The organism is Mycobacterium sp. VKM Ac-1816D, assembly GCF_000416385.1.
Taxonomy (GTDB): domain Bacteria; phylum Actinomycetota; class Actinomycetes; order Mycobacteriales; family Mycobacteriaceae; genus Mycobacterium; species Mycobacterium neoaurum_A.
Window position 1 is genome coordinate 196,599 of sequence record NZ_AOHQ01000138.1, and the last position, 18,995, is coordinate 215,593.

20 protein-coding genes are annotated in these 18,995 nt (G+C 68.1%); 13 read left to right on the forward strand and 7 right to left on the reverse strand.

What is annotated here, in order from left to right:
• The first annotated feature begins 58 nt into the window (after nt 1–58).
• The 9 genes from G154_RS17745 to G154_RS17785 all read left to right on the forward strand — a co-directional run bounded on the left by G154_RS17745 (nt 59) and on the right by G154_RS17785 (nt 9,195).
• Entirely contained in the window at nt 59–373 is a 315-nt protein-coding gene (locus G154_RS17745; RefSeq protein ID WP_019510842.1) for a hypothetical protein, read from the forward strand.
• A 27-nt stretch (nt 374–400) separates the two neighbouring features.
• Complete coding sequence (locus G154_RS17750) at nt 401–1,615, forward strand: sensor histidine kinase (protein ID WP_019510843.1); 1,215 nt, start codon at nt 401–403, stop codon at nt 1,613–1,615.
• Nucleotides 1,612–2,391, forward strand: coding sequence for a LytTR family DNA-binding domain-containing protein (locus G154_RS17755; RefSeq protein WP_019510844.1), 780 nt, complete (start codon nt 1,612–1,614; stop codon nt 2,389–2,391). Before G154_RS17750 ends, G154_RS17755 begins: the two co-directional genes overlap by 4 nt.
• Nucleotides 2,384–2,767 (forward strand): hypothetical protein, encoded by a 384-nt coding sequence (locus tag G154_RS17760; RefSeq protein ID WP_045546536.1) that lies wholly within the window; start codon nt 2,384–2,386, stop codon nt 2,765–2,767. The genes G154_RS17755 and G154_RS17760 overlap by 8 nt, the downstream gene beginning before the upstream one ends.
• Nucleotides 2,764–4,494, forward strand: coding sequence for a cation acetate symporter (locus G154_RS17765; RefSeq protein ID WP_019510846.1), 1,731 nt, complete (start codon nt 2,764–2,766; stop codon nt 4,492–4,494). Before G154_RS17760 ends, G154_RS17765 begins: the two co-directional genes overlap by 4 nt.
• Nucleotides 4,495–4,711: 217 nt before the next feature.
• Nucleotides 4,712–5,002: a DUF485 domain-containing protein gene (locus tag G154_RS17770; protein WP_081650051.1), complete on the forward strand. Its 291-nt coding sequence runs from the start codon at nt 4,712–4,714 to the stop codon at nt 5,000–5,002.
• Between the two features lie 62 nt (nt 5,003–5,064).
• Nucleotides 5,065–6,645: a cation acetate symporter gene (locus tag G154_RS17775; protein ID WP_045546545.1), complete on the forward strand. Its 1,581-nt coding sequence runs from the start codon at nt 5,065–5,067 to the stop codon at nt 6,643–6,645.
• A 59-nt stretch (nt 6,646–6,704) separates the two neighbouring features.
• Nucleotides 6,705–7,901, forward strand: coding sequence for an MFS transporter (locus G154_RS17780; protein WP_019510849.1), 1,197 nt, complete (start codon nt 6,705–6,707; stop codon nt 7,899–7,901).
• Between the two features lie 28 nt (nt 7,902–7,929).
• A complete protein-coding gene (locus tag G154_RS17785; RefSeq protein ID WP_019510850.1) occupies nt 7,930–9,195 on the forward strand; it encodes an acyltransferase in 1,266 nt (421 codons plus the stop codon).
• On the opposite strand, the gene G154_RS26535 is transcribed toward G154_RS17785, so the two are convergent.
• Both G154_RS26535 and G154_RS17790 read right to left on the reverse strand, forming a co-directional pair.
• Nucleotides 9,192–9,362 (reverse strand): DUF5302 domain-containing protein, encoded by a 171-nt coding sequence (locus G154_RS26535; RefSeq protein WP_019510851.1) that lies wholly within the window; start codon nt 9,360–9,362, stop codon nt 9,192–9,194. The genes G154_RS17785 and G154_RS26535 overlap by 4 nt on opposite strands.
• 35 nt (nt 9,363–9,397) lie before the next feature.
• Entirely contained in the window at nt 9,398–9,841 is a 444-nt protein-coding gene (locus G154_RS17790; protein WP_019510852.1) for a PPOX class F420-dependent oxidoreductase, read from the reverse strand.
• Between the two features lie 31 nt (nt 9,842–9,872).
• Here G154_RS17790 and G154_RS17795 point away from each other — a divergent pair, with 31 nt between their 5' ends.
• Together G154_RS17795 and G154_RS17800 are read left to right on the forward strand one after the other, a co-directional pair.
• Nucleotides 9,873–10,700 (forward strand): class I SAM-dependent methyltransferase, encoded by an 828-nt coding sequence (locus G154_RS17795; RefSeq protein ID WP_019510853.1) that lies wholly within the window; start codon nt 9,873–9,875, stop codon nt 10,698–10,700.
• Between the two features lie 14 nt (nt 10,701–10,714).
• The gene (locus G154_RS17800; protein WP_019510854.1) at nt 10,715–11,548 is read left to right on the forward strand and encodes a class I SAM-dependent methyltransferase; all 834 of its coding nucleotides are present in this window, start codon (nt 10,715–10,717) and stop codon (nt 11,546–11,548) included.
• On the opposite strand, the gene G154_RS17805 is transcribed toward G154_RS17800, so the two are convergent.
• The gene (locus tag G154_RS17805; RefSeq protein WP_019510855.1) at nt 11,466–12,980 is read right to left on the reverse strand and encodes an NAD(P)/FAD-dependent oxidoreductase; all 1,515 of its coding nucleotides are present in this window, start codon (nt 12,978–12,980) and stop codon (nt 11,466–11,468) included. The two genes, G154_RS17800 and G154_RS17805, sit on opposite strands and share 83 nt — an antisense overlap.
• Nucleotides 12,981–13,082: 102 nt before the next feature.
• Between G154_RS17805 and G154_RS17810 the strand changes: the two genes are divergently transcribed.
• Nucleotides 13,083–14,297 carry a CdaR family transcriptional regulator gene (locus G154_RS17810; RefSeq protein WP_023986144.1) on the forward strand — a complete coding sequence of 405 codons (1,215 nt, stop codon included), beginning with the start codon at nt 13,083–13,085 and terminating at the stop codon, nt 14,295–14,297.
• On the opposite strand, the gene G154_RS17815 is transcribed toward G154_RS17810, so the two are convergent.
• The gene (locus G154_RS17815) at nt 14,273–14,638 is read right to left on the reverse strand and encodes a GntR family transcriptional regulator (RefSeq protein WP_019510857.1); all 366 of its coding nucleotides are present in this window, start codon (nt 14,636–14,638) and stop codon (nt 14,273–14,275) included. The genes G154_RS17810 and G154_RS17815 overlap by 25 nt on opposite strands.
• Nucleotides 14,639–14,674: 36 nt before the next feature.
• Between G154_RS17815 and G154_RS17820 the strand changes: the two genes are divergently transcribed.
• A complete protein-coding gene (locus tag G154_RS17820) occupies nt 14,675–15,385 on the forward strand; it encodes an NAD-dependent deacylase (RefSeq protein ID WP_023986145.1) in 711 nt (236 codons plus the stop codon).
• An 8-nt stretch (nt 15,386–15,393) separates the two neighbouring features.
• On the opposite strand, the gene G154_RS17825 is transcribed toward G154_RS17820, so the two are convergent.
• The 3 genes from G154_RS17825 to G154_RS17835 are packed head-to-tail and all read right to left on the reverse strand — an operon-like array spanning nt 15,394 to nt 18,954.
• Entirely contained in the window at nt 15,394–16,023 is a 630-nt protein-coding gene (locus G154_RS17825) for a bifunctional 2-polyprenyl-6-hydroxyphenol methylase/3-demethylubiquinol 3-O-methyltransferase UbiG (protein ID WP_019510859.1), read from the reverse strand.
• The gene (locus tag G154_RS17830) at nt 16,020–16,700 is read right to left on the reverse strand and encodes a TetR/AcrR family transcriptional regulator (RefSeq protein WP_019510860.1); all 681 of its coding nucleotides are present in this window, start codon (nt 16,698–16,700) and stop codon (nt 16,020–16,022) included. Before G154_RS17830 ends, G154_RS17825 begins: the two co-directional genes overlap by 4 nt.
• A gap of 1 nt (nt 16,701) precedes the next feature.
• Entirely contained in the window at nt 16,702–18,954 is a 2,253-nt protein-coding gene (locus G154_RS17835) for an MMPL family transporter (RefSeq protein ID WP_019510861.1), read from the reverse strand.
• Nucleotides 18,955–18,995: the final 41 nt, after the last annotated feature.

Consider the following 18,995-nt stretch of genomic DNA (forward strand, 5'->3'; position numbering starts at 1 on the left):
CTCGGCGCGGTGTGCGACCGTGATCCCCTGACCAGCACACAACCGGAGGAGACGGCCCATGAGACGCGGGATCGCACCGCTGCTGACGGTCACCGCGGCCGCCATCGCCGCGGCCGCATCGATCACGTTCGCCGGCACCGCCCAGGCCATCCCTGACCAGGGCACCCCGGCCTTCGACGAGTACATGGCCGGTCTGCAGCGCAACGGCTACAACCTCAACCCCGACACCGCCTGGCGCGCCATGCACCAGGCCTGCGTCGGCGGGCTTCCCGGCTACATCGGACTGGAACTCGCCGCCCAGGGCGCGATCGGGCCCGGCGCGCAGGAGCGGGTGTTCGACGTGGCCAGAAAGTACGCCTGCCCCGTTCAGTAGCCGCCGCGGCATAGGGTTGGCGCCACCATGTCGGGTCAGCTCACACTCGCGCTGGCCGCGACGCTGCTGCTGGCAGCCGTCGCGGCCGTGTTCGTGGTGCGGACCCGGCGCGTGGTGGCCACCCCCACCGAGCGGGCCGTGCACGCCGCGCTGCACACCGCGTCGCTCGCCGCACGCGCCCTGCGCCGGGGCCTGGACACCGAATCCGCTGCCACCGCAGCGCCCTTCCTTCGCGATCTCACCGGCACGGACGGGATAGCCCTTTTCGACGGCGACGGACAGCTGCTCGCCGCCGATCCTGAAGACAAGTTCATCTGGCGCCGCAGCGTCGCCGACACGGCAGCGACCGCCGCGGCGGCATCCATCGACGGTGAACGCCGGGTTCTCGACGATATCGACACCACGACGGTGGTGGCCCAACCCCTGCTGGCCGAGGCCGGCGATGTTCTCGGCGTGCTGGTCGTCGTCACCACCGGCACACCGGGACCCGGCATGCTCGGCGCCATCGGCGAGGTGGCCCGCTACGCCGCCAGTCAGATCGAATTGGCCGAGCTGGACGCCTCCCGTGCCCGCCTCGACAAGGCCGAGGTGCTGGCCCTGCGCGCGCAGATCAGTCCGCATTTCATCTACAACGCGCTCAACACCATCGCCTCGTTCGTGCGCACCGACCCCACCCGCGCCCGGGAACTCATCCTGGAATTCGCCGATTTCACCCGCTACTCGTTCCGTGCCGCCGGGCAATACACCACCCTGGCCGAGGAACTGCGCAATATCGACCGGTACCTGACGCTGGAGCGCGCACGGTTCGGTACGGCGTTGACGGTGCGCTTGCAGGTCGCCCCCGAGGTGCTCAATGTCGTGGTGCCGTTCCTCGCGCTGCAGCCGTTGGTGGAGAACGCGGTCCGGCACGGCCTGGCCGGACGGGGCGGCGGATCGGTGGAGATCATCGCCAACGACGCCGGTTCGGACTGCGTCATCACCGTCGAGGATGACGGTGCCGGAATGGATCCCGACAGCCTGCGGTCCGGGCCCGGTGACGCGCTGGCCGAGCGGACCCCGTCCGCCGGACACGATCAGTCCGCGCACGTCGGCCTGACCAATGTCGACCATCGGCTGCGCGCGGCATTCGGCAACGATTACGGTCTGGTGGTCGAAACGGCGATCGGAGCGGGGACAAAGGTCATCATGCGGGTACCGAAGTTCCGGTCCGGTGTGCGCGCCGACGGAGGTGGTTTCGGGTGACTGCCGAGCTGACCGTGCTCGCCGTCGACGACGAGGCACCCGCCCTCGACGAATTGGCCTATCTGCTGGGCGAACATGCCGATATCGCCACCGTCTACACCGCGTCCGACGCCACCTCCGCGCTGCGCGAGCTCAACGCCCACACCATCGATGCGGTCTTTCTGGACATCAACATGCCGGGCCTCTCGGGTATCGAACTGGCCGGGGTGCTGACCAATTTCGCCCATCGCCCCGCCGTGGTGTTCGTGACCGCCCACGATGACAAGGCGGTCGCGGCCTTCGATGTCGGCGCGCTGGACTATCTGCTCAAGCCGATCCGGCAGAACCGCCTCGACGAGGCGGTGCGAAGGGTGGCCACCGCCAGGACCGCCGACGCGCCCGATGAGGACGCCCACGATTCCGATGTCATCCCCGCCGAACTCGGTGGCATCACCCACCTGGTGCCCAGGGAGAGCATCGGCTGGGTGGAGGCAGAGGGCGACTATGCCCGGCTGCACTCGGCGACCGGCGCGCACCTGGTGCGAATACCGTTGAGCACCTTGGAAACCCGCTGGCGCGATCACGGCTTCCAGCGCATCCACCGGTCCTATCTGGTGTCGCTGCGCATGGTCACCGGATTGCGCACCGCCGACGGTGCGGTCCTGGTCCGGTTGCGCGCCAACGGGTCCTCACCGGCGGTGGAGCTGCCGGTGAGCCGGCGCCAGGCCCGCGAGTTGCGTGATCGGCTGGTCCGCGACCCGATGCGCAACCTCAAACCGGCGGGCGCCGATGAATGAGCGTCCCGCGCCCCATACCCGGCCCACCGGAGCCCGCCAGCGTGTCGTGTTGGCGCACCGGCGCGGCGCCCGCATGGTCCGCACCCGCGTCGAGGTGCAGGAGCAGACCCAGGTCGGTGATGCCCTGGTGCGTGGGCTGGTGCGTGCGCAACTCGGGCTGGCCCTGCGCTTGAGCGTGGTCGTGGTGTGCGCGGTCGGCGGCATCCTGGTACTCACCTCCACACTTCCCGATCTGACCGTGCTGGGAATGCGGTTGAACTGGCTGCTGCTGGCCATCCTGGCGTTCCCCATGCTCTACGCGGTCGGCAGCCTCTATGTGCGACTGGCCGAGCAGGCCGAACGCGATTTCGTCCGCGTCGTCGACAGCGAACCGTGACCGGCTCACCGTTGACGGCCGCCGCGCTGCTGGCCGCGGCGATCGCCACCGTGGCAATCGGCAGTTGGGGGGTGCGACTGTCGCGCACCACCTCCGATTTTTTGGTGGCCTCGCGCAGCGTCGGACCGCGCTGGAACGCCGCCGCGATCTCCGGTGAATACCTCTCCGCCGCATCCTTTCTGGGCGTCGCGGGGCTGATCGCGAAATACGGCGCCGACGCACTGTGGTATCCGGTCGGCTTCACCGCCGGTTACCTCGGCCTGCTGCTGTTCGTCGCCGCACCGCTGCGCCGGTCCGGCGCCTACACCGTGCCCGACTTCGCCGAGTTCCGGCTCGGCTCACCACGTCTGCGCAAGGTCGCCATGCTCGTGGTGGTCGTGGTCTGCCTGTTCTACCTCGCCCCGCAGTACCAGGGCGCCGGGCTGGCGCTCAAGACGCTGCTCGGCATGCCGGTGTGGATCGGCCCGATACTGGTCGGTGCCATCGTCATCACCAATGTGGTCGGCGGCGGCATGCGGTCGATCACCTTCGTGCAGGCCTTCCAATACTGGCTCAAACTGACTGCGGTCGCCATCCCCGCCCTGGCGCTGCTCGGCCTGTTCCTCAGCGACCGCGGCGAACTCGGCGGACCGTTGCCACCGAGCGTGGAGCAGCAGACCACCGTGCTGGTCGAGACCGACGTGGTGGTCCAGGTGATCGACCCGGCCGGTATCACCATCACCGGCGAGCTGGACGGTAACACCGTGCGCGACAGCGGCTTCGGCACGCCCGGGCAACACACGCTCGGCGCCGACACCCGACTCACCCTGGCCGCCGGCGCGGCAACGCCGGTGGTCGCGGGTACCCCGGGCACCGGCAGCGAATGGATCGCCTCGGGTACCGGACTCGGTGGCGAACACCCGCTGTATCAGGTGCTGTCGATCATCATCGCGACGTTCCTGGGCACCATGGGTCTGCCGCACGTGTTGGTGCGCTTCTACACCAACCCCGATGGACGCGCCGCCCGCCGGACCGCGCTGGCGGTGATCGCCCTGCTGTCGTTGTTCTACCTGTTTCCCATCCTGCTCGGCGTCTTCTCACGCCTCTACGTACCGCAACTGCTGATCACCGGAACCGCCGACGCCGCAGTGCTGTTGGCCCCCGGGGCGGCCATCGGTGGCATCTTCGGCGAGCTGTTGGCGGCGCTGGTGGCCGCGGGTGCCATCGCCGCGTTCCTGGCGACATCGTCGGGACTGCTGGTCAGCATCGCCGGCGCGCTGGCCACCGATGTACTGCGGGGTCGGGTCCGCGATTTCCGGGTGGCCGCGGTGATCGGCGGGCTCATCCCGATTCCGTTGTCGCTGCTGGTCTCCGACCTCGAACTGTCCCGGACGGTGGGCCTGGCATTCGCCGTCGCCGCCTCCACACTGTGCCCGTTGCTGGTGCTCGGCATCTGGTGGCGCGGCCTGACCGCGACCGGGGCCGCCTGCGGACTGGCCGTCGGCGGCATGGTCTGCGGCGGCGCGGTGTTGGTGGCCATCACCGGGGCCGTCGACGAGCACGCGCTCGGCGGCTGGCCCGCGGTGATGATCGGCTACCCGGCGGCGGTCAGCGTGCCGGTGGCCTTCGCGACGATGATCCTGGTCAGCCGATTCACCACGGCCACCCCGGGCGTCGCGCAGATCTTCGCCAGGATGCACGTCCCCGAACGGCTCGGCATGGGAATCGAGCGCCTTCCCGGCGCATGACGCCGGCCCGCCGGGCACCGAACCGCTCATCGTGGTCAGCGCGCCGTTCACCGCAGCGCATCCGGCGTCCGACAGGTTGACCTCGGCTGACGCTTCGATTGTGACCTGAGTCTCAATACGCTCTGACCACGCTGCGGAACACACTCGATCAGTCAGGAGCAATACGGTGCCCACCACCGAAAGTCGGCCGGCCCCCACCGGTCAAGAGTTCATCGCCATGCAGGCGAGCCCGGAATTCCAGGAGTTGCGCAGTCGGCTGCGCCGGTTCGTCTTTCCCATGACGGCCTTCTTCCTGGTCTGGTACGGGATCTACGTCCTGCTCGGCGCCTTCGCCCACGACTTCATGGCCACCAAGGTCTTCGGTGACGTCAACATCGGGTTGATCATCGGCCTCGGTCAGTTCCTCACCACCTTCGTCATCACCGGCCTGTACGTCCGGTTCGCCAACCGCGAGCTGGATCCGCGCGCCGCCGCGATCCGCGAGGAACTGGAAGGACCTGCCCAGTGAACATCGACACCGCAACGACCTATCTGGCCGCCACCGAGTCCGTCGGCAACCCGGTCGCCAACATGGCCATCTTCGGCCTCTTCGTCGTCGTCACGATGGTGGTGGTGATCCGCGCCAGCAAGAAGAACGCCACCGCGGCGGAGTTCTTCACCGGCGGCCGCGGCTTCTCCGGCCCGCAGAACGGTGTCGCCATCGCCGGTGACTATCTGTCCGCGGCCAGCTTCCTCGGTATCGCCGGGGCCATCGCCGTGTACGGCTACGACGGATTCCTGTACTCGATCGGCTTCCTGGTCGCGTGGCTGGTGGCTCTGCTGCTGGTGGCCGAATTGCTGCGCAACACAGGCAAATTCACCATGGCCGATGTACTGAGCTTCCGGCTCAAGCAGCGCCCGGTACGGGTCGCCGCGGCCACCTCCACGCTGACGGTATCGCTGTTCTACCTGCTGGCCCAGATGGCAGGCGCCGGCGGCCTTGTCGCGTTGCTGATGAACATCAACAGCAAGAGCGGACAGGCCGTTGTCATCGCCGTCGTCGGCCTGCTGATGATCGTCTACGTCTTGGTCGGCGGCATGAAGGGCACCACCTGGGTGCAGATCATCAAGGCCGTGCTGCTGATCGTCGGCGCCGGTTTCATGACCGTCATGGTGCTGACGAAGTTCGGCCTGAACTTCTCCGAGATCCTGACCTCCGCGCAGGCCGCCATCTCCGGGTCCGCCACCGAGGCCGTGGCCAGCCGTGACGTGCTCGCCCCCGGCGCGCAGTACGGCGGCTCGCTGACCAGCCAGATCAACTTCATCTCGCTGGCGCTGGCGCTGGTGCTGGGCACCGCGGGCCTGCCGCACGTGCTGATGCGCTTCTACACGGTGCCGACGGCCAAGGAGGCGCGACGCTCGGTCGTGTGGGCCATCGCGCTGATCGGCGCGTTCTACCTGTTCACCCTGGTGCTCGGCTACGGCGCGGCCGCCCTGGTCGGCCCCGATCGCATCCTCGGCGCGGCGGGCGGGGTGAACTCCGCGGCCCCGCTGCTGGCGCTCGAACTCGGCGGCGTGGTGCTGCTGGGCGTCATCTCCGCGGTCGCCTTCGCCACCATCCTGGCGGTGGTCGCGGGTCTGACCATCACGGCCTCGGCCTCCTTCGCCCATGACATCTATGCCTCGGTCCTCAAGTCCCACAAGGTGACCGAGGAGGAACAGGTGAAGGTCTCCCGCATCACCGCGGTGGTCCTTGGCGTCCTGGCCATCGGCCTGGGCATCCTCGCCAACGGACAGAACGTCGCCTTCCTGGTGGCGCTGGCCTTCGCGGTCGCCGCATCGGCGAACCTGCCCACCATCGTCTACTCGCTGTACTGGAAGCGGTTCAACACCCGCGGCGCACTGTGGAGCATGTACGGCGGCCTGATCTCCTGCATCGTGCTGATCGTCTTCTCCCCCGCCGTATCCGGCAGCAAGACCGCCATGATCCCCGCGGCCGACTTCGCCTGGTTCCCGCTGGCCAACCCGGGCATCGTGTCGATCCCGCTGGCCTTCGCACTCGGCATCATCGGCACCCTGACCTCCAAGGACACCGGCGATCCGGCGGTCAATGCCGAGATGGAGGTCCGCTCGCTGACCGGTGTGGGCGCCGAGAAGGCAGTCACTCACTAACCGGGCGCACTAGTTCACATCCGGAACTACCGAGACCGGCGGCGGCGTTGTTCACACTCATGGACACCCGCCGCCGGTTCGCGTTCGCCGCCCTGGCCTACGCCTTCGCCGTCACCATGCTCGGGACGACCGTGCCGACCCCGATGTACGCGCTCTACGGCGAACGGATGCACTTCGCGGTGTTCACCACGACGGTGGTGTTCGCCGTCTATGCCCTCGGCGTGCTCGCCGCACTGCTGGTCGCCGGCGGCTGGTCCGATGTCCTCGGCCGCCGCCCGGTGCTGCTGGCCGGCCTGGCCTTCGCGCTGGCCAGCTCGGCGGTGTTCCTGTTCGCCGACAACATCGCGCTGCTGTTGGTGGGCCGTCTGCTGTCCGGACTGTCGGCAGGGTTGTTCACCGGAACGGCGACGGCAGCCGTCGTGGAATCGGTGCCCGCCGAACGGCGGGACCGGGCGGCCACCGTGGCGACCATGGTCAACATCGGCGGGCTGGGCAGCGGGCCGCTGCTCGCCGGTCTGCTGGTGCAGTACGCGCCGCACCCGCTGCTGCTCTCGTTCCTGGTGCACATCGCGCTGTTGGCACTCGCCATCCCCGCGGTGCTGCTGGCCCCGGAGACCTCGGGCGGGACCGGCCACATCGCGTTGCAACGCCTGGCGGTGCCCGCCGAGGTCCGCGCCGTGTTCCTCACCGCGGCCACCGCAGCCTTCGCGGGGTTCGCGGTCACCGGGCTGTTCGCCGCGGTCGCGCCGGCCTTCCTCGCCGAGGTCATCGGGGTGACCAACCATGCTGTCGGCGGGACGGTGGCCGGTTCGATCTTCCTGTCCTCGGCCGTGGCACAGTTGCTCGGGCGTCGCATCCCGTCCACCCTCGCCGTGGCGGTGGGCTGCGCGATCCTGGTCGTCGGGATGGTCATTCTGGCTGTCGCACTGTCACATTCATCGTTGCCTGGCATCATCGCCGCGGCGGTCATCGCCGGGATCGGGCAGGGCATCAGCTTCAGCCGCGGGCTGGCGGCCGTCGTCGAGCAGGTCCCCGACCGGCAGCGCGGGGCGGTCAGCTCGACCTACTTCGTGGTGGCCTATGTGGCGATCGCGCTGCCGGTGGTGGGCGTGGGTCTGGCCGCGCAGTCCTGGGGCCTGCGCACCGCCGGGGAGAGTTTCGCCGCCGCGATCGCGGTGCTCGCCCTCATCTGCCTGGCCGCGGTCCTGGTCCAGGAACGCCGGACCCGTCAATTGAGTGGTTCTACTCAGGCCTGACCGGGATCGGGCACCCTACATTCGGGACATGCCCGTTTCCGCCTTCCCGAGCGTCGACGACGTCGCCGCGGCCACGCCCGCCGGGCGGGACCGCGCACTCGACGTCATCCGGATCACCGCACTACTCGGGGTGATCGCCGGCCATACCGTGATGGCCACCAGCATCATCCGCGACGACGTCTTCGTCTGGGAGAACCTGCTCACCACATCGGTGATGTTCCAGGCGCTGACCTGGATCTTCCAGATCATGCCGCTGTTCTTCTTCGCCGGTGTCGCCGCCTCCGCCGGGTCGTATGCCGGCAACTGGGGCGGCTGGTTGCTGAAGCGCTGCACCAGGCTCTACCGACCGGTGTTCTCCTATCTCGCGTTCTGGGCCGTCGCCCTCGCCATCGGCCAGCGGGTGCTGCCGACGCACGTCTACCAACCGATCGCCGGCATCTCCATTCAGCTGCTCTGGTTCCTCGGCGCCTACGTCCTGGTTCTCGCCGCGGTGCCGCTGCTGCGCGCGATCACGACCGTGGGCCGGATGACGGGTGGCGTCGTGGTGATCTACACGCTGATCGCCACGATCGACGCCATCCGGGTCAACGACCCGGGCTGGGCCACGCTGGGCTACCTGAACCTGGCGGTGTGGCTGATCCCCGGGATCTTCGGGGTGGCCTACTGCAACCGGTTGTTGACCGTCTCACAGGCCGCGCTGCTGGGGTGCGCCATGTTGGCGGCGAACATGACGCTGCTGCGTTTCGGTCCGTACGAACTGAGCCTGGTGGGCATCGAAGGCCAAGAGCTCAAGAACATGATGCCGCCGTCGCTGTTACTGGCCGGACACGCAATCATGATGTGCGCCTTCGCAATTGCCGCCGCACCTGCGATCGGCCGGTGGGCCCGCCGGCCGCGGGTCTGGTGGCTGACCGCGATCGGCAACAGCGGTGCGATGACGCTGTATCTCTGGCACATTCCGGCACTGCTGGCCGTGCATCTGGCGTTCGACATCGCCGGGTTTCCCCGGTATCCGGGTCAGCCGCATTTCCTGGCACTGAGCATCGCCCAGGTGCTGATCATGGGTGCGCTGGTGGCGGTGTTGTTCGTCGCGCTGCGACCGCTGGAGAACAACCCGCTGCCCTTTTGGGACGGCGGCGTGGTAAGCGCCGATCGGAGCGTGGCGGTGGGGATACTGCTGTGCGTCGCGGGGGCTGCGACGCTGGCCTCGTGCGTGTGGGGCCTGAAGGATCTCGGCCTCTACTGCGTGGCGGCCGTGCTGGTGGCGCTGGCCGCCGCCCGGGCGCTCACCTAGCCGCTCTTGCGCCGGAACTCGCGCCGGTTCTCCACGGCACCGTGCGCGCGGGCCTTCTTGCGTCCACCATCGGCGTGCGAGGCGCCCCCGGTGGCCTGCGCCTTCTTGCGCTCCAGCGCTTCCCGGAACTTGCGCTTGGTGTCGTCTTCCGGAGTTTCGTCGGCCATGCGATCAGCCTAGACGCACGTGCGACGTATTTCCGTCAGCGCAGCCCTGGCGGCATTCCGTACAGGTGTGCGATCGGCAGCGTCAGCAGTACGCGGCGGTCGTCGACCATCGCACGCCGGTAGTCGGCCCAGTCCGGATGTTCACCGGCGATGTTGCGATACAACGCAATAAGCCCCTCGACCGTGTCGTCGTGCGGGTTGGCCGCCGGCGGCGTCAACACCGCGTCACCCTCGGCCACCGCATAGGACCAGCCGTCGTCGGCGGACACATGTATCGAGGCGCGCGGGTCGCGACGCAGGTTGCGGGTCTTGGCACGCGGTTCGGTGATGGACACCTGCAACGCGGTGTTGGGCGCGTCGAACCAGTAGGACACATTGGACAGCTGTGGCCGACCGTCGCGCTTGATGGTGGCCAGCACCCCCAGCGCGTTGCCCTTGATCAATGCCAGCAGCTTGTCGTCGAACACCTGACGCCCCATGAGTCGAGCGTACGACTCTACGATCGGGAGCATGAGCCGGATCGACGGAACCAGTCTGGAAGGAGTGTCCGCGACGACGTTGTGGACACTGCACAACCGCGGCACCGAGGCCAGGCGCTCCGACGGGGTGATCCGCGACCCGTGGGCGGTCAGCCTGCTCGATTCGATCGACTACGACTACCGCAAGTTCGGTAAGCCCAACCAGTCCCATCCGCTGCGCGCGCTGGCCTTCGACGCGGCAGCCACCGCGTACCTGAAAGCTCATCCGAGGGCGTCGGTGGTGGCGTTGGCCGAGGGTCTGCAAACCAGTTTCTGGCGGTTGGCCCGCGCCGGAGTCGCCGACGAATTGCACTGGTATTCGATCGATCTGGAACCGGTGATGCAGCTGCGCCGCCAACTTCTGCCCCGCGATGACCGGATCACCGAACTGGGCCAGTCGGCGCTGGATCGCAGCTGGATGGACCGGGTGGATGCGCAGGATGGCGTGTTCATCACCGCCGAGGGGTTGCTGATGTACCTGGAGCCCGAGGATGCGCTGGGGCTGATCGCCGACTGCGCTGCCCGTTTTCCCGGTGCGCAGTTCATGTTCGACTCGATCCCACACTGGTTCAGCCGCAGGACGCTCGAAGGTATGCGACTGTCCGATCGCTACCTCACCCCGGCCATGCCGTTCGCGCTCACTCCCGACGAGGCGGTGTCGCTGGCGGGCACCATCGACGGCGTCCGGTCGGCCCGCGATGTGCCGTATCCGCCGGGGCGCGGGTTCTGGCGGCTGGCCAACCCCGAGCGCTGGGACCGCATCGGCGCGTTCCGGCGAAACCGGCCGAGTATCACGCTGCTGGAATTCGCCGGGCGCTGAGTACCCTCGATGTAGTGACCTCCCCGAGAGCCGATGCGCGGTCGCTGACCGGCGTGTCCGAGACCGCACTGTTGACGTTGAAGGTGCGCGCCACCGAGGCCGCCCGAGATGATCGGGTCATCGATGATCCGGTGGCCGTCGATCTGGTCGACGCCATCGATTTCGACTTCGCCAAGTTCGGTTTCGTCGGCCGTCAGGACATGGCGCTGCGCGCCCTGGCGTTCGACAAACAGACCCGCAAGTACCTGCGCGATCATCCATCGGCGACCGTGGTGGCGCTGGCCGAGGGCCTGCAGACCAGCTTCTACCGGCTCGACAACGGTGATGTCGGGCATGAATTCCGCTGGCACACCGTCGATCTCCCACCGATCATCGCATTGCGTGAGAAGCTGCTCCCACCATCGGAGCGCATCACCGTCAGCGCGCAGTCGGCGCTGGACTACAGCTGGATGGATACCGTCGATGACACCGACGGCGTGTTCATCACCGCGGAGGGCTTGCTGATGTACCTGCAGCCGGCCGAGGCGATGGGCTTGATCACCGAATGCGCCAAGCGTTTTCCCGGCGGTCAGATGATGTTCGACCTACCGCCCTCCTGGTTCGCGTGGTGGGCCCGGAAGGGGCTGCTGCGCCCCTCATTGCGCTACAAGGTGCCGCCGATGCCGTTCAGCCTGTCGGTCGCCGAGGCCGTCGACCTGGTCAACACGGTGCCGGGGGTACGCGCCGCCCACGATGTGCCGATGCCCACCGGACGTGGCACCGTGCTCAACGCGCTGCTGTGGGCCGCGCACCGGCTGCCACTGCTGGATCCGGTACGGCCGGTGCTGACCCGGCTGGAGTTCGGCTGAACCGCAAGCAGTCATCGACGACCGGTCCGTTGCGCAGCACCTGGGCGTCGACGGTGTAGTTCATGGTCATCTGCCACGGCCCGCGGGTGCCCTGGCGCGGTAGGCGGTCGATCACCCGCTGCACATAACCCGCCGCAAAGTCCAGCAGCGGCAGGGTCGGCATGGCCGGGTCGGTGAACACCGGGCGCACCTGGTCGACGCCCTGGGCATCCATATGCGACAAGAGCCGGCAGAAGTGCTCGCACAGCAGACCTACCTTGAGCGTCCATGACGAGTTGGTGTAGCCGAAGGCGAAGGCGAAGTTGGGCACGCCGCTGAGCATGATGCCCTTGTAGGCGACCGTCTCCGCGAGATCGACCGGCTCTCCGTCCACGGTGAGCGTCACCCCGCCGAACAGCTGAATGTTCAGTCCCGTGGCGGTGACGATGATGTCGGCCGCCAGCTCCGCTCCGGATTCCAGCCGGATACCGGTCTCGGTGAACGTCGCGATCCGGTCGGTCACCACCGAGGCGCTGCCATCGCTGATGGCGGCGAACAGGTCGCCGTCGGGTACCGCACACAACCGCTGGTCCCACGGATCGTAGGCCGGGTTGAAGTGCTGGTCGACCGGATACCCGCCGGGTAGCTTACTCGCGTTGATCCGGCGGATCAGCCGCCGCGCCAGCACCGGATGCTGCTGGCAGAACGTGTACACGGCACGCTGTTTGAGAATGTTCTTACGCCGGGCCAGTGCGTAACCACGGTCGTCACCGAGCACTCGGCGCGCGATATTGGCGAAGGTGTCCTTGGCCGGAACCGGCATGACGTAGGTCGGCGATCGCTGCAACATGGTCACGTGCTCCGCACGGGCTGCCATGGCAGGCACCAGCGTCACCGCCGTCGCGCCGCTACCGATCACCACGACGCGCTTGCCTGTGTAGTCCAGGTCCTGCGGCCAGTGTTGCGGATGGATGATCCGGCCGCCGAACCGGTCGCGGCCCGCGAAGTCCGGGGTGTATCCCTGGTCGTATCGGTAATAGCCGCCCGCGCAGAACAGCCAGCGTGCACCGATCTGGATCAGCTCACCGTCACGTTCGACGTCGACGACCCAGCGTCCGTCGGCGCTGCTCCAGGCCGCAGCAAGCACCTTGTGCCCGAAGCGGATTCGCTGGGCTATCCCGTTCTCGTCGACGGTCTCGCGCAGGTAGGCCAAGATCTTGTCCGCGGTGGCGATCGCATACTCGTCACGCCACGGTTTGAACTCGTAACCGAAGGTGTGCAGATCGGAATCGGACCGAATACCCGGGTACCGGAACAGATCCCAGGTACCGCCGGTGGCCTCGCGCGCCTCAAGGATGGTGTAGTCGCGGCCTGGATGCTCGCGCTGCAGATAGTAGGCGGCTCCGATACCGGAGATGCCCGCTCCGACGATCAGCACGTCAACTGTGTCCATCAACCGATGGTGCCGACTGCGACACCATCGGCGATAGGGCGAAATGCCCCCACAATGCGCCGACACTGGTGCCATCTGCACCCGCTGGCCTACGGTGTGGTCATGAACCCGCCGGGACCATCACCCGCCGTGCGGGAACTGATCCGCCAGTGCGCGCAGATCGTGGTAAACGCGCGCCCCGAATGGCTCGACGAACTCGACACCACCATCCTTGCCGGCAGCCCCGCCATCGCCGCCGACCCCGAACTGGCTGCGGCGGTGAGCCGCAGCAACCGCGCCAATCTGGCCTACTGGGCGACCGCCAACATCCGGGATCCGGGTGGGCCCGTCCCGCCGAACACCGGTCCCGAACCGCTGAGCATCGCCCGCGAATTGGTGCGCCGCGGGGTCAACTCACTGCCGATGGACGCCTATCGGATCGGCGAGGGAGTGGCGTGGCGGCGCCTGATGGACATCGCCTTCGAGCTGACCTCCGATCCGGCCGAACTCCGCGAGCTGCTGCAGGTCTGCTCGCGTTCGATCAGCGCCTTCGTCGAGGCCACCCTGGCCGGTATCACTGCCCAGATCGAGCTGGAGCGTCACGAACTCACCCATGGCACCCACGCCGAGCGGCGGGAAACTGTTGCTCTGCTGCTGGAGGGCGCTCCCATCCCCCGCGACCGCGCCGAAGGACGCCTCGGCTACGCCTTGACCGGCACCCACACCGCGGCGGTGCTCTGGATTGCCGAGGCCGATCACAACCTCACCGAACTCGATCACGCGGCCGAGGCGATCGGCCGAGCGGCCGGGGCGCGGCCGCTGAGCGTGCTGCCCAGTAGCGCGACGCGATGGGTCTGGGTGCCCGGCCAGGTGGATGTCGATGATCTGACCGGCTCGATCGGCTCGGTCCGGGTGGCCTTGGGCACCGCAGGCGAGGGTGTCGAGGGTTTCCGCACCAGCCACTTCGAGGCCATCACCACCCAGCAGATGGTGGCGCGACTGCGTTCCCGACAGCAAGTTGCGCGGTTCACCGATATCGAACTGGTCGCCCTGGTGACCGCCGATCCCGACCGCGCGGCACGGTTCGTCGAACGCGTCCTCGGTGACTTCGCCCATGCGCCTGCCGAAGTGCACACCGCGGTGGGCGTGTTCATCGCGGCGCAGTGCAACGCGGCGCGCGCGGCCACCCAGCTGTACACCCATCGCAACACCCTGTTGCGCCGACTGGCCCGCGCCGAGGAACTGTTGCCCGCCCCGCTGTCGGCGTGCAGCGTGGAGGTGGCCGTCGCCCTGGACGTCCTGCGCTGGACGGGTCAGTCCAGCAGCCCGTCCAGATAACGCAGCGCACGGTCCTTGCTGAGGCCCTGGGCGCGGGCCACCTCGGCGAAGGCACGGGCCGCGGCCGCCATCGCATTATCGGCCGGATCCACCCGTGCGACGAATGTGCCGAAGCGGCCGCGGGTTTCGAGTACGCCGGCCGCTTCCAGCTCGCGGTAGGCGCGGGCCACGGTGTTGACCGCAAGGCCCAGCTGTCCCGCCAGATCACGCACCGTGGGCAAGCGGGTACCCGGGGCCAGTCGGCCGTCGCGCACCCCGGCGATGATCTGGGTGCGCAACTGGTCGAACAGCGGCGCGCCCGCATCGGCTTCCAGGTGTATCCAGTCCCCCAGACCTCCCACGAGTCCAGTATCACGCACACGCGCTAGTTTGGTGAGGTGCGAGTGACGTTGCTGAGCGGGGCCGGCATGTCCGCCGAGAGCGGTGTGCCGACGTTTCGCGATGTCGAGACCGGTCTGTGGGCCAACGTGGATCCCTACGAGATTTCCAGCAGCGACGGCTGGCAGCGCCACCCGGAACGGGTGTGGGCGTGGTATCTGTGGCGGCACTACATGATGAGTGCCGTCGAGCCGAACGCCGGCCACCTGGCGGTCGCCGCCTGGGAGGACTACGCCGAAGTTCACGTGGTGACCCAGAACGTCGACAATCTGCACGAGCGCGCGGGCAGCACAAGGGTCCACCATGTGCACGGCAGCCTGTTCGAGTTCCGCTGCGATCGGTGCGGGACACCGTTCACCGGTGAGCTGCCCGTGATGCCCGCACCGGTGGAGGTCGTGCAACCGCCGCGGTGCGCGTGCGGCGGCCTGATCCGACCGAACGTGGTGTGGTTCGGCGAGGGGCTGCCCGATGATGCGTGGGACAGCTCGGTGGAGGCGGTCGCCAAGGCCGATGTGGTGATCGTGGTCGGCACATCGTCGGTGGTCTACCCGGCCGCGGGTCTCCCGGAGGCCGCGGTGGCCAACGGAATCCCGGTCATCGAGGTCAATCCGCAGCCGACTCCGCTCTCGGCCGCCTGCACCGCGGTGGTGCGGGAGACCTCGGCGACCGCGCTACCCACCCTGCTGCAGCGCCTGCCCCAGCTCCTCTGAGCCGCAGGCTATCCGCGCACGGCGCGCCCGATCGCCAACTCCGACACCGGTACCGGCACCCAGGCCGGCACGCTCTGTTCGCGCCGCGACCCGGCCACCGTGAACCCGGCGTCGGCGATCGCGGTCTCGGTGTTGCGGTGGGTGTGACAGTTACCGAGCAGTCGCGGCCAGATCGTGGCATCGGCGACCCGCTGCAGCGTGGCACGCCATCCGGTGCCGGCGACATGTTCCAGATAACGCAGTTCACCGCCGGGCTTCAGCATCGAGAACAGCTGGCGCAGAACACCATCCGGGTCATCGACCGAGCAGAGCACCAACGAGCAGACCACGGCGTCGAACGGCTCGCCTGCCTCGAATTCCTCGATGGTGGCGGTGCTGACCGATACCGGAACCGGCGCGGTGGCGGCCGCCTCCCTGGCCACCTCGGCCAGCTTCCGCTCCGGTTCGAGCGCGACGACCTCGCTGACCGCGCCCGGGTAGTGCACGAAGTTGGTGCCGGTTCCCGCGCCGACCTCCAGCACGCGGCCACGCAGGCCGGCCAGGTTCTCCACGCGCAGCCGCCGCACCGATTCCGGTTCATGTCCACTGGTCACGAGCCACAATCGGGCGAAGAACGGATTGTCGACCGCGGCAGTCATGTCCTCAGCGTACCGAGCTTGGCGATGGTCTCTTCCGGCGTCGAATCGGCGCCGACGATGCCGTAGACGATCCGGCCGCAGCAGACCGCGCTGAGGACCCGGTCGGCGAACTCCTCGGCGTCGCCCCACGGCAGGTACGGCTTGGCGATCAGCAGGGCGGCGACCCCGTGCACCGCCGCCCACAGCTCCAGTGCTGCGGCGGTCGAATCCCCCTGCGGGTAGATACCTTCGGCAATCAATGCCTCGACGGAGGCGCGCATGTGCAGAAACGCCGAGCTGGCCAGTGTCACGTCGACATCACTGTTCGGATTGCCCTCGCCCATAGTGGCGATGCGATACAGCTCGGGGGTCTGCCTGGCGAATCGCACATAGGCCAGCCCCTGGGCCCGCAGCACCTCGATGGTCGAGGTCTGGTCGGCCGCTACGCGCTGCATCTCCTCGTCGAGTTTCTCGTAGTAGCGGGCGCAGACGGCGTCCAGCAGGGCGTCCTTGTCGGCGAAATGCAGGTAGATCGACGGCGGGGTGACCCCGACCCGCTGGGCGACGGCGCGGATGGACACCGCTTTGGCGTGCCCGGTCTCCAACAGCAACTCGGTGGCGGCGTCGAGGATCTCGTCGCGCAGCTGATCGCCGGACCCGCGTGCGGCGCGGCGTCGTCTCAGTCGTGGGGCGGACACGTTATCCAGTGTCCGCCACCGGCGCCGACGTCGTCCGGGCAGGCTCGGGCGCGCCGGATTCGCTGATCCCGATCCGCTGATGCAGCCATACCAGCGGTCGCGGCGCCCACCAGTTCCAGCCACCGAGGACGTGCATGAAGGCGGGCACCAACACCATGCGCACCAGGGTCGCGTCCACCAGTACCGCCAACGTGAGCCCCAACCCGAACATCCGCATGAACGAGACCTCCGCGGCGATCAGCGCCGCGAACGAGATAGACATGACCAGTGCCGCCGCGGTGATGACCCGCCCGGTGCGGGCCAGACCGAGCGCCACCGCCTCGTCGTTGCGTACCCGCGCAGCACCGCCGCCGGCACCAAGGGCCAGCCAGTTCTCCCGGATGCGGGCAAGGAGGAACACCTCGTAATCCATGGACAAGCCGAAGGCGATACAGAACAGCAACACCGGCATATTCGCCACCAGCGTGCCCGTCGGAGTTGTCCCGAGGGCCGACAGATGGCCGTCCTGGAAGATCCAGACCAGGGCGCCGAATGCGGCCGTCAACGAAAGCACGTTCAGCACAATCGCTTTGACCGGTAGCACCACACTGCCCGTCATCAGGAACAGCAACCCGAAGGTGATCACCGCGATCAGACCGAGCACCCATGGCAACCGGTCGGTGATGGCGTCGACACTGTCACGATTGACCTGCGCGGTGCCGGTGAACTGTACGGGACGCTCCCCCGGTCCGGGAACGGCATGCAGCGCGTCCAATTGCCGCTCGGAGGCGTCGGAGAACAGCGGCGCGGTACTGGCCACGGTCAGGAAGGCGCTGCCGTCGGCCATGCCGGTGGCCGCCACCGGTGGACCGGATTTGCGGCCGTCGACGAAGGTGCCCGTCGGGCTCGAGACGGCGGCCACGTCGGGCACGACGGACAACGCGCCGGCGTACTGCTCGATATCGGCGGGACCGAGACCGTCGGAGTCGGGGATCACGACGGTGACGGCGGTTGCGGAGTTGTCGGCGAAGTCGGTGCGCAGCTGGTCGCCGACCTGATGTGCCGATGCCGATGCCGGTAACACCCGGTCGTCCGGGAAACCCCATTTCACCCCGAGGAACGGCGCTCCGAGCATCAGCAGCAGGATCACCAGCGCGAGTCCGAGCGGCAGCGCGCGACGCATCACGCCGTGCGTCCACCGGTACCAGAACTGGGTCTGGACCGGTTTGGGAGTGGCGCTGCGGCGGAAGACGTTCAGGGCATCCAACCGGTCGCCGAGCAACCAGATCGCGGCAGGCGTCACCACGATGGCCGCGAGGGCGGCGAAACCGACGGTGGCCACCCCGGCGTAGGCGAAGGACGTGAGGAAGTACATCGGGAACAGCAGCATCGCGGCCATGGACAACGCGACCGTCGTGGCCGAGAACAGCACGGTGCGCCCGGCGGTGGCCATGGTGCGGGTCAGCGCGCGGTCGCGGGAAAAGCCTTCTGCGCGTTCGTCGCGGTACCGGCTGATGATCAGCAGCGTGTAGTCGATGGCCAATGCCAGACCCATCGCGATGGACAGGTTGAGCGCGAAGATGGACACGTCGGTGGCAAAGGTGATGAGACGCAGTACCGACATCGACCCGACGATCGCGAACAGTCCGACCAGCATGGGCAGCGCGGCGGCGACCAGGCCGCCGAACACCCACACCAGCACCAGGAAGCTGAGCGGGATGGCAATGGACTCCATGCGCAGCAGATCACGTTCGGTCTGGGCGTTGATCTGCGCGTAGACCATCGCGCTGCCGCCGGTACGCACGGTGACACCGGGCCGGTCGTGGTCGATATCGTCGGACAGCGCCGCAGCGTACTTTTGCGCGTCGTTCTCACCGCCGGTGATGCCCGCGATGATCAATCCCGCGGTTCCGTCCTTGCTGAGGAGTTCGGCGGCGGCGCCCGGCGGAGCCGTCCACGCCGAGGTCACCTGTGCGACGTGTGGCGACCGGCTCAGGCGGTCGGTGATCTCGGTGGCGGCAGCGGTGGCGTCCGGGGCGAGTGCGCCCTGCGGTGAGGCGACGGTGACGAGCAACTGCATATCGCTCTGATCGAACTTGTCCGCGAGCAGTGCGGCCGCCTGCGACGATTCCGACGTCGGGTCACCGAAGCCGCCTGCGGACAGTGTCGATGCGACAGGGACGCCGAAGATGGCGGCGGCGGCCAGCAGAAGTCCCGCGAGGGCCAGCACGCGGCGTGATGCGGCCATCGAGAGCTGCGCGACTCGGTTCAACATGGTCCCCCCTCAATTGACATATCGACGTTAAGTTAACAGCG

Excerpts from the sequence above, each read along its gene's own strand:
- G154_RS17745 (WP_019510842.1), top strand. The coding sequence starts at position 59 with ATGAGACGCGGGATCGCACCGCTGCTGACGGTCACCGCGGCCGCCATC.
- G154_RS17750 (WP_019510843.1), top strand. The coding sequence starts at position 401 with ATGTCGGGTCAGCTCACACTCGCGCTGGCCGCGACGCTGCTGCTGGCA.
- G154_RS17760 (WP_045546536.1), top strand. The coding sequence starts at position 2,384 with ATGAATGAGCGTCCCGCGCCCCATACCCGGCCCACCGGAGCCCGCCAG.
- G154_RS17770 (WP_081650051.1), top strand. The coding sequence starts at position 4,712 with ATGCAGGCGAGCCCGGAATTCCAGGAGTTGCGCAGTCGGCTGCGCCGG.
- G154_RS17775 (WP_045546545.1), top strand. The coding sequence starts at position 5,065 with ATGGCCATCTTCGGCCTCTTCGTCGTCGTCACGATGGTGGTGGTGATC.
- G154_RS17780 (WP_019510849.1), top strand. The coding sequence starts at position 6,705 with ATGGACACCCGCCGCCGGTTCGCGTTCGCCGCCCTGGCCTACGCCTTC.
- G154_RS17785 (WP_019510850.1), top strand. The coding sequence starts at position 7,930 with ATGCCCGTTTCCGCCTTCCCGAGCGTCGACGACGTCGCCGCGGCCACG.
- G154_RS26535 (WP_019510851.1), bottom strand. The coding sequence starts at position 9,362 with ATGGCCGACGAAACTCCGGAAGACGACACCAAGCGCAAGTTCCGGGAA.
- G154_RS17790 (WP_019510852.1), bottom strand. The coding sequence starts at position 9,841 with ATGGGGCGTCAGGTGTTCGACGACAAGCTGCTGGCATTGATCAAGGGC.
- G154_RS17795 (WP_019510853.1), top strand. The coding sequence starts at position 9,873 with ATGAGCCGGATCGACGGAACCAGTCTGGAAGGAGTGTCCGCGACGACG.
- G154_RS17805 (WP_019510855.1), bottom strand. The coding sequence starts at position 12,980 with ATGGACACAGTTGACGTGCTGATCGTCGGAGCGGGCATCTCCGGTATC.
- G154_RS17810 (WP_023986144.1), top strand. The coding sequence starts at position 13,083 with ATGAACCCGCCGGGACCATCACCCGCCGTGCGGGAACTGATCCGCCAG.
- G154_RS17825 (WP_019510859.1), bottom strand. The coding sequence starts at position 16,023 with ATGACTGCCGCGGTCGACAATCCGTTCTTCGCCCGATTGTGGCTCGTG.
- G154_RS17835 (WP_019510861.1), bottom strand. The coding sequence starts at position 18,954 with ATGTTGAACCGAGTCGCGCAGCTCTCGATGGCCGCATCACGCCGCGTG.